General features: G+C 37.5%; 16 protein-coding genes. 10 read left to right on the top strand and 6 right to left on the bottom strand.

The genetic code is table 11. The features are described from left to right. Positions 1-113: 113 nt before the first annotated feature. A complete protein-coding gene (gene pepE, locus ACO052_RS07755; RefSeq protein ID WP_422107440.1) occupies positions 114-821 on the top strand; it encodes a dipeptidase PepE in 708 nt (235 codons plus the stop codon). Here pepE and ACO052_RS07750 read toward each other — a convergent pair. After that, on the bottom strand, positions 818-1,243 hold the full coding sequence (locus tag ACO052_RS07750) for a GNAT family N-acetyltransferase (protein WP_422107439.1): 426 nt from the start codon (positions 1,241-1,243) through the stop codon (positions 818-820). The two genes, pepE and ACO052_RS07750, sit on opposite strands and share 4 nt — an antisense overlap. Positions 1,244-1,358: 115 nt before the next feature. Between ACO052_RS07750 and ACO052_RS07745 the strand changes: the two genes are divergently transcribed. Next, positions 1,359-2,126, top strand: coding sequence for a M48 family metalloprotease (locus ACO052_RS07745; RefSeq protein ID WP_422107438.1), 768 nt, complete (start codon positions 1,359-1,361; stop codon positions 2,124-2,126). A gap of 47 nt (positions 2,127-2,173) precedes the next feature. Here ACO052_RS07745 and ACO052_RS07740 read toward each other — a convergent pair whose 3' ends face one another. Further along, a complete protein-coding gene (locus tag ACO052_RS07740; protein ID WP_422107437.1) occupies positions 2,174-2,569 on the bottom strand; it encodes an ankyrin repeat domain-containing protein in 396 nt (131 codons plus the stop codon). 261 nt (positions 2,570-2,830) lie between these two features. Between ACO052_RS07740 and gpmI the strand changes: the two genes are divergently transcribed. Further along, positions 2,831-4,348: a 2,3-bisphosphoglycerate-independent phosphoglycerate mutase gene (gene gpmI / locus ACO052_RS07735; protein ID WP_422107436.1), complete on the top strand. Its 1,518-nt coding sequence runs from the start codon at positions 2,831-2,833 to the stop codon at positions 4,346-4,348. 43 nt (positions 4,349-4,391) lie between these two features. Continuing rightward, positions 4,392-4,799: a BT0820 family HAD-type phosphatase gene (locus ACO052_RS07730; protein ID WP_422107435.1), complete on the top strand. Its 408-nt coding sequence runs from the start codon at positions 4,392-4,394 to the stop codon at positions 4,797-4,799. Between the two features lies 1 nt (position 4,800). Here ACO052_RS07730 and ACO052_RS07725 read toward each other — a convergent pair whose 3' ends face one another. Then, positions 4,801-6,069, bottom strand: coding sequence for an acetyl-CoA hydrolase/transferase family protein (locus ACO052_RS07725; protein ID WP_422107434.1), 1,269 nt, complete (start codon positions 6,067-6,069; stop codon positions 4,801-4,803). Positions 6,070-6,193: 124 nt separating this feature from the next. Here ACO052_RS07725 and map point away from each other — a divergent pair, with 124 nt between their 5' ends. The 4 genes from map (at position 6,194) to ACO052_RS07705 (ending at position 8,624) form a co-directional block, all read left to right on the top strand. After that, positions 6,194-7,012: a type I methionyl aminopeptidase gene (gene map, locus ACO052_RS07720; protein ID WP_422107433.1), complete on the top strand. Its 819-nt coding sequence runs from the start codon at positions 6,194-6,196 to the stop codon at positions 7,010-7,012. Further along, the gene (locus ACO052_RS07715; protein WP_422107432.1) at positions 7,009-7,329 is read left to right on the top strand and encodes a cupin domain-containing protein; all 321 of its coding nucleotides are present in this window, start codon (positions 7,009-7,011) and stop codon (positions 7,327-7,329) included. The genes map and ACO052_RS07715 overlap by 4 nt, the downstream gene beginning before the upstream one ends. Positions 7,330-7,442: 113 nt before the next feature. Beyond that, positions 7,443-7,817 (top strand): GxxExxY protein, encoded by a 375-nt coding sequence (locus tag ACO052_RS07710; RefSeq protein ID WP_422107431.1) that lies wholly within the window; start codon positions 7,443-7,445, stop codon positions 7,815-7,817. A 42-nt stretch (positions 7,818-7,859) separates the two neighbouring features. Further along, the gene (locus tag ACO052_RS07705) at positions 7,860-8,624 is read left to right on the top strand and encodes a class I SAM-dependent methyltransferase (RefSeq protein ID WP_422107430.1); all 765 of its coding nucleotides are present in this window, start codon (positions 7,860-7,862) and stop codon (positions 8,622-8,624) included. 99 nt (positions 8,625-8,723) lie between these two features. Here the strand turns inward: ACO052_RS07705 and ACO052_RS07700 are convergent, their stop codons facing one another. The 3 genes from ACO052_RS07700 to ACO052_RS07690 are packed head-to-tail and all read right to left on the bottom strand — an operon-like array spanning position 8,724 to position 10,975. Further along, the gene (locus ACO052_RS07700) at positions 8,724-9,710 is read right to left on the bottom strand and encodes an FAD:protein FMN transferase (RefSeq protein ID WP_422107429.1); all 987 of its coding nucleotides are present in this window, start codon (positions 9,708-9,710) and stop codon (positions 8,724-8,726) included. A gap of 2 nt (positions 9,711-9,712) precedes the next feature. Then, positions 9,713-10,090 (bottom strand): Na(+)-translocating NADH-quinone reductase subunit F, encoded by a 378-nt coding sequence (locus tag ACO052_RS07695; RefSeq protein WP_422107428.1) that lies wholly within the window; start codon positions 10,088-10,090, stop codon positions 9,713-9,715. A 21-nt stretch (positions 10,091-10,111) separates the two neighbouring features. Continuing rightward, positions 10,112-10,975, bottom strand: coding sequence for a DUF4846 domain-containing protein (locus ACO052_RS07690; protein ID WP_422107427.1), 864 nt, complete (start codon positions 10,973-10,975; stop codon positions 10,112-10,114). 199 nt (positions 10,976-11,174) lie between these two features. On the opposite strand from ACO052_RS07690, the gene ACO052_RS07685 reads away from it, so the two are divergent. Together ACO052_RS07685 and ACO052_RS07680 are read left to right on the top strand one after the other, a co-directional pair. Beyond that, entirely contained in the window at positions 11,175-12,611 is a 1,437-nt protein-coding gene (locus tag ACO052_RS07685; RefSeq protein ID WP_422107426.1) for an SLC13 family permease, read from the top strand. A gap of 11 nt (positions 12,612-12,622) precedes the next feature. After that, positions 12,623-13,015 (top strand): cupin domain-containing protein, encoded by a 393-nt coding sequence (locus ACO052_RS07680; protein WP_422107425.1) that lies wholly within the window; start codon positions 12,623-12,625, stop codon positions 13,013-13,015. Positions 13,016-13,038 lie beyond the last annotated feature (23 nt).

Genomic DNA, 13,038 nt, shown 5'->3' with positions numbered 1-13,038 from the left:
ATTCTGCATTTCTCATAAAAAATAGCTGATAAATCTTTGTTAAATAGTTATCGTTTTAGGTTGATTTATTCTGGAAGATAGCATTACATTTACAAAAACAATTCAATTCAACAATGAAATCGATTCTAATTGCTAGTACCTCAACACTTCATGGCAGTGGCCCCTTAGAATATCTTTTGGATGAACTTACAGGTCATTTTAAGTCAGCCAGCGAAATTTTATTTGTTCCGTACGCAAGACCTGGAGGCATATCGCACGATGATTACACAAAACATGTATCCAAAGCTTTTGAGAAGATTGGAAAATCGATAAGAGGACTTCACGAATTTGATCATCCAAAAACAGCAATAAAAAATGCAGAAGGTATTTTTACTGGTGGTGGAAATACTTTTGTCTTAGTGAATCAACTATATAAAATGGATGTTTTAACAGCAATTAAGGATGCCGTCTCTAGCGGAACACCTTATTTGGGGACCAGCGCAGGAAGTAACATTTGTGGACTCACCATGAATACAACCAACGATATGCCTATTGTGTATCCCCCAAGTTTTAAAACACTCGGTTTGATTCCTTTTAATATTAATCCTCATTATTTGGACCCTAATCCAGATAGTACGCATATGGGAGAAACTCGAGAGACACGCCTTAAAGAATTCCATGCTTTTAATACACAACCTGTAGTTGGTCTTAGAGAAGGCAGTTGGATTGAGGTAAAGGACCGCCAACTAACCCTGAAAGGTCACCTAGAGGCTAGAGTATTTGAATATGGCAAAGCACCTTACGAAATCAAACCAAACGCTGATCTATCGAACCTAAATTAGAGCCGTTTTAAAAAATGATAGCCTAAAATCTCGTAGCCTTCATTATAGTAAAACTTGTGTGAAGGGTAATTCTGCACATAAGTGTTGAGCTCCATAGACTGGTATCCTTTTTCTTTCGCATAATTGTTAATCCAATGCATAAACTGTTTCCCCAACCCCTTCTTTCTATACGCTGGTTTTATATAAACATGGTCTAATTCTACGGACTTTCCGATGTAATGTCTCGTACAAAACCAGAGTCCAGAAACTCCAACGACATCTTCATCATCCAGAATGACGGCACATTCGTAATTCTGTCGGCTCATTTCATTAAAGCGTAACTCTAAAACACTTCTACTTATTTTGCCTTCGTTCAATTCATAGACAAGCGGAATCACAACGTCTAAGTCGGTGTTTGGAATTATTTTGAATTGATAGCTCATGAGCATTATTTCTTTTTATAAAAATAGAACATTAAAATTTTGACTGCAAAACTGATGACTTTTTAAAACATCTTGTGTCAAACTTTTGTAAATTTAACTCACTAAGACTATCATTATGAGAAGCCGTAATTTTAAAGCTAGAATTCTAATTGCGCTGGCCGTAATCGCCTTTGCCTTTATAAGAAAATGCAGTCAAGAAGAAATCAACCCTTATACGGGCAAAAAACAAGCCATTTCTTTGTCACCAGAACAAGAGATTGCTATTGGGCTGCAAAGTGCACCAGCTATGGCCCAACAACATGGAGGTTTGCATCCAGATAATCGTTACCAAGCCTTAGTGGACGAGGTGGGCAATAAACTTGTTAATAGCAGCATTGCAAGAGAGACGCCTTATAAATATGAATTTCATTTGTTGGCAGACGAACGTACCATCAATGCTTTTGCATTACCGGGAGGCCAAATATTTATAACTTTCGCCTTATTTTCTAAACTCGAAAACCCAGATCAACTTGCAGGGGTCTTGGGTCATGAAATTGGTCATGTCCTTGGTAAACACTCTAACGAACGTATTACCAATGCCAATTTCTGGAAGGTGATCGCTATGGGAAGCTCGGCCATTGATATGGGCGGTGTCGCTCAACAATATGGTCAAGGACAACTTTTAAAAAATGGTAGAGGTGATGAATTGGAAAGTGATGCCTTAGGTGTAAAGTTTATGATCGATGCAGGTTATAATCCTGAAGAGATGATAGGCGTTATGAAGATTCTAAAAGCCGCAGCAGGACCAAATAGAGTTCCTGAATTTCAAAGTACACATCCAGATCCAGAAAATCGTATAGAAAAAATTAGGGAAGCCATTAGAGTATATAAAAATGCGTCTTAAAAATTAAGACGCATTTCCAATTAACTAACTCAAATAATTGTCTTTAATTAGACAGTTTTTCTTTTAAAGCGCTTCAAGAACTGTGCCGCATCATTAGCTTTTGAGCGTTCTGCATGGTTTAATGCTGTGAACCCTAAGTCGCAAGCTTTGTGAACATCGGCTCCAGCAGTAATTAATGTTTTAATCATTTCGACTCGGTTATACTTAGCAGCATAATGAATGGGAGCCATACCATTAGATTTGGCATTAACATCAGCACCCTGTTCTATTAGAGTCTTTACAAGTTCGGTATTACCTGTGGCTACGGCTTTGCACAGTGGACTTACTTCGACGATTTCAACAGTTACGTCGTTTACCTCAGAAGTTACAATGTCATTTGTTGCATTTAAATTACTAATTGAAAAGCCCAATGCTAAGGCTAAAATTAAGGCTGTTTTTTTCATGATGAAAGATTTTAAATTAATTGATTGTTTTTTGATTATATCAAAGAGACGACATTCGTTTTAAATTGTTACACTTTAAAAAATGAAATAACATACATTTAACGTTTTCAAAACAAATCTGTTAAGGCTTTCACAAATTCTTATATCTATTTAACAATCAGTATGATAAATTTTAAACTATAAATAACCCTCAAAATTTTCACATTAGGAATTAGTTGTAGTATACTATGCCTTATATTTGAACGTATTAAATTCAAAACAATGAATAAGAAAGTTATACTAATGATCTTAGACGGATGGGGCAAATCTCCAGATCCGAAAGTTTCTGCTATCGATAATGCTAAAACGCCATTTATAGATGCACTATATACCGATTACCCAAATGCTAGTTTAAGGACTGATGGGCTACATGTGGGCTTACCTGAAGGGCAAATGGGAAATAGCGAAGTGGGGCATATGAACCTTGGAGCAGGACGAATAGTCTATCAAGATCTGGTAAAGATTAATCTAGCCGTAAAAAATAAAACCCTTCAACAAGAACACGTACTGAAAGAAGCCTTTGACTATGCAAAAAAGAATAACAAAAATGTGCATTTGTTGGGCTTGGTGAGCGACGGAGGTGTACACTCACATATCGACCATTTATTTGGTCTGTTGGATGCCGCCAACGAATTTGGTTTAAAGGATGTTTTTGTTCATGCCTTTACAGATGGAAGAGACGTAGACCCAAAATCTGGTTATGGCTTTATTTCAGACTTAGAAGAACACTTAAGTAAAACTACGGGTCAACTGGCAACGGTCACTGGACGTTATTACGCTATGGATAGAGACAAGCGTTGGGAACGTGTTAAACTAGCCTATGATGCTATTGTTGAAGGCAAGGGGACCACAACCAACAACGTATTAAAAGCCATACAGCAAAGTTACGAAGAAGACGTTACCGACGAGTTTATAAAGCCTTTGGTCATCATTGATCATGAGGATAAACCTGTAGCAACAATTGATGAGAATGATGTCGTCATTTTCTTCAATTTTAGAACAGATCGCGGTCGCCAGTTAACGCAGGCCTTATCTCAAGAAGATTTTCACGAATACAATATGCATAAATTAAATCTTCATTATGTGACAATGACCAACTATGACGATAACTTTAGGGGTATTAATGTGGTCTTTAATAAAGATAATCTATCCGAAACACTAGGCGAAGTCTTAGAAAAACACAATAAGCAACAAATTAGAATTGCAGAAACCGAAAAGTATCCACATGTTACCTTTTTCTTTTCAGGAGGTCAAGAGGAACCCTTTAAAGGTGAAAAAAGAATCTTGAGGAACTCCCCTAAGGTAGCAACATACGATCTAAAACCCGAAATGAGTGCCTATGAATTACGCGATGCTTTAATTCCTGAATTACAAAAAGGAGAGGCCGATTTTGTATGCTTAAATTTTGCAAATGGCGATATGGTGGGGCACACTGGTGTTATGGAAGCTGCTATTAAAGCCTGTGAGGCTGTAGACGAGTGCGTAAAAGATGTAGTCAATACAGCTCTTGAGTATAATTACACTACGATTTTAATTGCAGATCATGGGAATTGTGAAACGATGATCAATCCAGATGGTACGCCTCATACAGCTCATACGACTAACCCTGTACCTATTATACTAATTGATAAAGAATTAAAAGCAATTAAAGACGGTATATTAGGTGATATTGCACCGACAATCTTAAAGCTTATGGGTGTCGAACAACCTGAAGCAATGACGCAAAACAGCCTTGTTTAAATGGCACATTGTTGTACCTTTGCCTCTTAATTGAATTGATAGCATGAACTTTCAGGATAGATTAATTATAGCCGTAGATTTTGATGGCACAATTGTCGAGGATGCTTATCCAAAAATTGGAAAGACGCGAATTTTTGCATTTGAGACCTTAAAACGTTTACAACAGGATGGGCACAGGCTCATACTTTGGACTTACAGGAGTGGCACTAAATTGCAAGAAGCCGTTAATTTCTGTAAAGACAATGGCATTGATTTCTATGCTGTTAACGCTAGTTTTCCAGAAGAAAAATTTGATTACAGCAGAAGTCGTAAAATTCACGCCGACTTATTCATTGACGATCGAAATATTGGCGGTATCCTAGGCTGGGGAGAAATCTACCAGATGATCACCAATGAAGAACCCAATATGAAGCGGCCTAAAAAAGGTGGCCTTTTTGGTTGGTTTAAATAACTCAACTTAGCAACTCAAAATAAGCCTTATCAATAGACTCCCTGTGATCTGGATGGGCGATATCGACTAAGGCTTTAACGCGTTGTTTTATGGTCTTACCAAATAAATTAGCAATGCCGTATTCAGTAACCACGTAATGGACATGTGCTCGTGTTGTCACCACACCTGCTCCATGTTTTAAAATAGGAACTATTCTGCTAATGCCCTTACGCGTCACAGAAGGCAAGGCTATTATGGCTTTTCCTTTTTTACTCAATGATGCACCACGGATAAAATCCATTTGACCACCTACACCCGAATACATATTAGCACCTATGGAGTCTGCACATACCTGACCTGTAACATCAACTTCAATAGCGGAGTTGATCGCAACCATCCTTGGGTTTTGTTTAATATAGGCGGCATTATTCGTGTAATTTGAAGCACGCATTTCAACAAATGGATTGTCATCCACATAATCGTACAAACGTTTTGAACCAATTAAAAATGTCGTTAATGCGCGTCCTCTGTTGATCTTCTTATAATTTCCGTTAATTACATCTTTTAAAATGAGATCGATGACTCCATCGGAAAACATTTCGGTATGCAAACCTAAATCCTTATGATTATGTAGACGTGACAAAACCGCATTAGGAATATTACCAATACCCATTTGTAAGGTACTTCTATCTTCTATTAAACCAGCAACGTAATCCCCTATTTTGCTTTCAACTTCTGTAGGCTCCGTCATACCAATCATAGGTATTTCGTCATCGCACTCTACAAAGTAATCTATTTCGGTATAGTGAATAATCCCCGCGCCATGCGTTCGGGGCATATTTTTATTGACTTGGGCTATAACAGTTGTCGCATTATCTATAGCGGCCAAAGTAGCTTCAACAGACACCCCTAATGACAGATATCCGTGTTTATCAGGAGCTGAAACATGAATTAAAACAACATCTAAATCAATGATATTCTTGTGGAAAAGTGTCGGTAATTCGCTTAAAAAAACGGGAGTATATGAGCCGTTTCCGGCTTTTAGCGTATGTCTTACGTTTTTACCTATGAAAAACGAGTTAACGTGAAAACTCTCCTTCAGGTCAGGATTTGCATAGGGCGCATCGCCCTCTATATGTAAATGGCATACTTCTACGTTTCGCAACTCCTCATGTCGCGCTGTCATAGCATTGATTAACTTTTGAGGGGCTGCAGCAGCAGCTTGGATATAAACACGGTCGTTCGACTTTATAATTTTTACGGCGTCTTCGGCACTTACAGGTTTGAACATTTTCATAAATTTTATTTCGCAAACTTACTGCTGGAAAGGTAGAAAAAAACTGTCTTTTATCATGTTTTTCTAAAATTAATTAATAGTTATAATTATCTATCTTTGTGGCTCAATTAGGAAAGCCATGATTATTGTAAAAACCAGTGAGGAAATTGAATTAATGCGCCAAAGCGCACTCGTTGTATCTAAGACTTTAGGTATGCTTGCCAAAGAGGTTAAAGAGGGTGTTACCACCAATCACTTAGATATGATTGCGGAAGAATTTATAAGGGATCACGGAGCCTTACCTGGTTTTAAAGGGCTATACGATTGCCCGTCTACCTTACTTTGTAGTGTTAACGAAGCGGTAGTCCATGGATTGCCTACCGATAAACCATTAGAAGATGGGGATATTGTCTCCATAGACTGTGGCGCTTTAATGAATGGATTCTACGGAGATCATGCCTACACTTTCGAAATAGGCAATGTGGATGAGGCCACTCGGAAGCTCATTAGCGTTACAAAAGCATCGCTTTACGTTGGTATTCGTCAATTGAGAATTGGCAATCGCGTCGGTGACGTCGGTTATGCTATACAGCAGCATTGCGAGGCCGAAGGCTATGGTGTGGTTCGTGAATTGGTCGGTCATGGTATAGGGCGTAAAATGCATGAAGATCCCGAAATGCCCAATTACGGAAAGCGTGGTCGAGGCAAAAAGTTTGTTGAAGGCATGGTTGTCGCCATTGAGCCTATGATCAATATGGGTACGCATAAGGTAAAACAATTAAAAGATGGTTGGACCATCGTTACTCAAGATGGAAAACCAAGTGTACATTTTGAGCACGATGTCGCTATTGTAAACGGTCAGCCGGAAATCCTATCGACCTTTGCCTATGTACACGAAGCTTTAGGAATCACTTCTGATGAAGAAAACGAATTTAGACAGAATGCACTAGTATTATGATAGATAAACGCATTTTAGATATTGAACCCAGAGAAATTGTTAAAGGCTACAAAGCGCGATTCTTACATACAGATACCATGACACTTGCTTTTTGGGAAGTTGAACCAAATGCGGAGTTGCCTATGCACCATCATATACACGAACAGGTGTCCCAAATCCTTGAAGGGGAATTTGAAATGACTATTAATGGAATCACTAAAGTTCATAAGCCAGGTTCTGTTTTGGTGATTCCCTCTAATGCACCACATAGTGGTAAAGCCATTACGGCTTGTAAAATTCTCGACGTCTTCAACCCTGTAAGAGAAGATTATAAATAATTACTCTTGAAATCAGTTTTCAAATTTTTCAACGAACTCTGCCTTTATGAGAATTTGAAAACTATATAGTCATATATTGACACGAATATCACTAATTCCCCAAATTTAAATCTATGTCAAACATAATTCATAAAAATGAATCCTACTTTATTATAGGATTATGTATGGAAGTACATAACACCTTAGGAAAAGGCTTTAGCGAAGGCGTTTATGCTGATGCGCTCGAAATTGAGTTAGAGTCAAATGGAGTTCCATTTGCGCGAGAAGTAAAATATGATGTCTACTATAAAGACAAACTTCTTCGCAAAAAATATTATGCCGATTTTGTAATAGATGATAAGATCATTCTTGAACTCAAGGCAATAGAGGGCATACATTCAAGCCATATCAAACAAACTTTAAATTATTTAGCAGCAAGCAAACTTAAATTAGGAATAGTTGTTAATTTTGGCGAAGACCATCTTAATTACAAAAGAGTAGTTCTATAATAATTAGTACTCATTCGTGTTATTCGTGTCAACAAAACATATATGTCAAAAATTTTTAAATTTCTCCTGAATCTATTTCCGAGACCCTTTTTGATAAGGCTTAGTTACCTTATAAGGCCGTTATTGGAACTTTTTTTAAGAGGGAAAAATTACACCGATCCTATTGACGGAAAAAGCTTTAGAACATTTTTGCCCTATGGCTATGGTGAACAGCGTCCCAATGTATTGTCGCCATCTACCTTGTCGCTGGAAAGGCATCGCCTATTTTGGTTATATCTTACGAAGGAAACTAGTTTCTTTTCAGAGCCTTTAAAAGTCTTGCATTTTGCACCAGAACAGTGTTTTTTAAAACGCTTTAGAGAACTTAAGAATTTAGACTATACCACAACTGATTTGTTATCGCCTATAGCAGATGTTAAGGCCGATATTTGTAATCTACCTTTCGAAGACAATAGCTATGACGTTGTCTTTTGCAATCATGTGTTGGAGCATATACCTGATGATACAAAGGCCATGCAGGAACTCTACCGTGTTATGAAACCTAATGGTTGGGGCATCTTTCAAGTCCCACAAGATCTAAATCGCGATATCACTTTTGAAGACGACTCCATCACCGATAAAGCGGAACGGGCCAAAATTTTTGGACAGTACGATCATGTTAGAATCTATGGCCGAGATTACTTTGATAAACTACGTTCTATTGGTTTTAAGGTTGAAGAGGTGAACTATACCTCACAATTATCATCTGACGACATCGACAGGTATCGCTTGGCCCTAGGTGAGATTATTCCATTAGTTAAAAAATAAGAAGCCGCACTAAAAACGAATAAAAGTGCGGCCCAAGGGATATAAATTGTGGTCAATAGCATTTATAAGACACAGCACTTTTAATAAAGTCACATTTATTTATTCAGGAAAGTTATTTAAGCTTAGAGTTTTTAATTCCTTGTTTTCATTTTCATAGATAAAATAGGCTTTTAACTCGGGACGTGTGCTCAAAAACGCAGTCACTTTTTCGATTCCCATAGCCTGAAAAGCTGTAGCATAAGCATCAGCTGTCATACAATCTGGTGCAATTACCGATACACTTAACACATTGGTCTTTGTAGGATATCCTGTTTTGGTATTGATAATATGCGCATAGCGATTCCCATTTTCATCTATTTTAAACTTTCTATAGGTACCTGAAGTGGCCATGGCTTCATCCTTCAAAGCTAAAGCCTTAAAAACCGATTGCTGACCATCAAAACGAGGTTCGTCGAGCCCTACCTTCCAAAGGGATTTTTTTTCAATGTTAGTGCCTTTTACCCGTATCTCACCGCCAATCTCAACCAAATAATTTTCTATGTCCTTGCTCTCTAAAAACTCAGCAATGACATCGACACCATAACCCTTAGCAATGGCATTAAATTCTAAGTAACTACTTGTAGGCTTTTTAAGCTTAGCACCTACTAAACCAATACGATTTAAACCAACAAACTGCATTAAACTATCGATAGTTGTACTATCCGTTAAGAATTTATTGGTTTCGGCTCCAAAGTCCCATGCATTTACCACATTACCAATAGTAGGATCGAATGCGCCTTCCGTAAATCGATACACCTCTTTCGATGCCTTAAATACACGTCTAAAATGTACATCTACATCAACATCTTCATTTTTATTTATCCTAGAAATATCCGAATCTGGAATATAGGTAGACAGGGATTGATTAACCCGCACAAATAGACTATCTATTTGATTCACAAAATTTGAATTATCGTTATGCGCATATTGAATGTTGAAGCTTGTTCCAAAAACAGGTCCAGAAAGTTTAACCAATTCTGCTTGCTTTTTTTCTTCCTTACAAGCTAAGCATGCTATAGCTATTAGGACTAGAAGTAATTTCTTCATGATTAGTTGAGATTCATTTCTATGACTTGTATGCCATTGTATTCAATAAGGTATTCTTCATTGAGATAAATAGGTAGGCCTTCCCCGTTTGGATTTCCTAAACCAACACCAGCATATAAGACCTTGGCATCTTTGTCGTAGGCGTGCTTCTTAAAAGTTTCCATCCAGATGACGTCATAATTATTAGGATTTTCGGGAAGCATTACAGCTCTCACCACGACGAAAAAGTATTGATTGTTCTTATCGATACAGACAAATTGTGGATGGCGTTTTAACTTACTGTTAATCGCTACAAATTCAAAACCACGCGCTTCCAAATCCTTCCCGACGTGATTCATGGCTAGGTTATGCAATTCTTGTGGCGTTAATGGCTGACCCATGCCACAAAGATACGAAGAAGCTTATTTAAATCGTACAAATTTTGCACTTCCAAATGTGTAATTCGAGACAGGAATTGTAGCATCATCTTCTAGATGATACCATGGAGAAGTTGTGCTATCTTCTAAATTCTTTACCAAATGAACACTTTGGGCTGGCGTATTTCCTTGAAACAACAGAAACAACTTATCACCTTTGGCATTTACCACCTCATCACAGAGCATCACGATATGTCCGGGTGATCCACCTTTAATCAGCATATCTCCAATCTTTAGGTCCTTGGCCTTAACGGATTCTAATTCATTGAATAGCGATAAGGTCCCCGAATACATATAGATAAGATTCAAAAACTTATAGAAGTTAGATTTTGAGTGATCTTCGCTAGCCGTTTTATGAAAACTGACCTTGTTCCCTTTTATTTTAGGACGATAGCCTTCGGCATAGGACTGCCATGAGCAGTAGTGACCGGAAGTAAAATTGAACCCTATGTCATCTTTTCTATCATTATCCCAAAGGTATTCGCTTCGTATTCTTATGAGTGCATCTGCGCATTGCTGCAAACCGTTTTTTGGTACTGGAATTTCTAATATACCAATATGTCCTCCTTGCCAGAAATAAGGGGTATCATCATAGTTTATAATCTTGCTTCCAAAAGGTTTGAGCTTATAGCTGCGTAAGTAATCCTCGAAACTACCTTTTTGATAAGATACACGCTTATATCCTTCTGGAACATTGACCCTAGATTTTATGGTTAGACTGTCCTTATTGATTAGACTTGGCGTTTCCACTATCGCAACAACCTTGTCTACAGCTTTTTCAACAGGTTGCAATTGAAAAGCCAATATAAGCACCACTATAATGACTAAAACGAGTAAGAGTTTCTTCATAGACTCTAAACGCTATTTACTTTGGGTTTCGTATGAAATAATTATTTTTACCCGATATGAAACAAGCATTGATATATTTTAAATACATTTTTCTCAAAAATCAGTATTTAAAACTTCTAATACGAGAGTATGGCAGTTGCAGGCGTTTCGAATTTTATAATTGCCCTAAAAATCTAATTAATTACTGAAATTTAAACCTGTGACAAACTATCCATTTTCGAGACGTATCGGTCTATTTCTAGGTCCCTTATTATTTATAGGCCTTCAAGTATTTTCATTTGAACTTATTTCAAAAAACGCAGATACAGTGCTAGCAACAGCTATCTGGATGATTGTTTGGTGGATTACAGAGGCAGTTTCCATATCCGTGACCGCATTGTTACCATTACTATTATTTCCGCTATTTAAAGTAATGCCAATGGCTGAAGTTGGCGCCAATTATGGAAGTCCAATTATCTTTTTATTCTTTGGAGGTTTTGTGTTAGCCCTAGCTTTGGAAAAAGTAAATCTGCATAAACGTATAGCGCTTACCATTATCAAGCTTACCGGTACCACGCCTAATAAAGTTATTCTTGGTTTTATGCTGGCTACGGCCTTTATGAGTATGTGGATTAGCAATACAGCAAGTACCGTTGTGATGTTACCGATTGCTTTATCTGTCATTAACCTACTCATAAACGACAAAGATGGTTTTACTAAGCAAGACAAAAATTTTGCACTAAGCGTTATGCTTGGTATTGCCTTCTCAGCAAATGCTGGTGGTATTGCCACCATTATAGGGACTCCACCAAATTCTGTACTCATTGGTTTGTTAGAAAACGAATATCATATCGAAATCTCATTTCTGAATTGGTTAGTAATGGGTTTGCCGTTTTCAGCGATATTAGTCGCTATTATTTACTTTATATTAATTAAAATGTTCCCTAATAAAGGCTTGGTATTTGCGGCTTCAAAATCTTTAATAAACGATGAATTAAGACAACTTGGTAAAATTTCGCCCAAGGAAAAGCAAGTGCTCTACACGTTTGCTGTCATTGTGTTTTTATGGATTTTTAGAACCTTAATCAACCATATATTTCCAAATCTTGGGCTTACAGATACGATAATCAGTATTTTAGGTGCCATTGCTTTATTTGCGGTTCCACATCGTTTAAGACAAGGTGATTTTATACTGCAATGGCAAGACACCAAAAATTTAGCTTGGGGGGTTTTAATTCTATTTGGTGGCGGCTTAGCTTTGGCAAAAGGCATGTCCTCTACGGGTATCGTGGATATGGTTGCTACAGCGATTTCTGATAGCAACATTAGTATTATTCTAACAGCTTCGTTATTGATTATACTCATGCTCTTCATGACCGAATTAATGAGCAATGTTGCTTTAACCGCAGTTTTAGCCCCAGTGGTTGCTGGTATCGCCATAGGGTTAGATATCCCCATTTTGTATTTGCTTATCCCTGTAACCATTGCCAGTAGTTGTGCCTTTATGTTGCCTATGGCCACACCTCCTAATGCTATAGTTTTTGCCAGCGGATTTGTAAAAGTTCATCAAATGGCGCGTGTGGGCATTATTTTGAATCTTATTTCGGTAGGATTACTAATTTTAATGTTTCAGTTTGTTTTACCATTAATCTTTTAAATACGGAACAAATGTTTAAAAACAGCATTTATCCCCAACTTATAAAAACATCAATTTTTGTACTTCTTAGTCTAGGTCTTAGTTGTAAAAATGCTGAAACACTGCCTGACCCACTTGAAGCTGGTTGGGAAGGAGAAACTGTTTGCGAACTCCTTGAAGACAATAAAGACGTGCGTGTGCTCAAATGTACGTTTCCTCCTAATACAGGCCATGAGAAGCATTATCATAAGCCTCACTTTGGATATGCACTTAGCGGTGGTAGATTTAGAATCACAGATGATTCAGGTTCGAGAGAGGTAGACATTCCAACAGGTTACAGTTTCAGTAATGATGACGTTATTAGGCACGAAGCGTTAAATATTGGTGAAACGACCGCTGTATTTCTAATTATTGAGTATAAGTGATCATTTTTTCTTATCTTCATTAT

This window comes from Winogradskyella sp. (assembly GCF_965228925.1).
Taxonomy (GTDB): Bacteria; Bacteroidota; Bacteroidia; order Flavobacteriales; family Flavobacteriaceae; genus Winogradskyella.
This window is presented reverse-complemented; position numbering and strand designations above follow the sequence as displayed.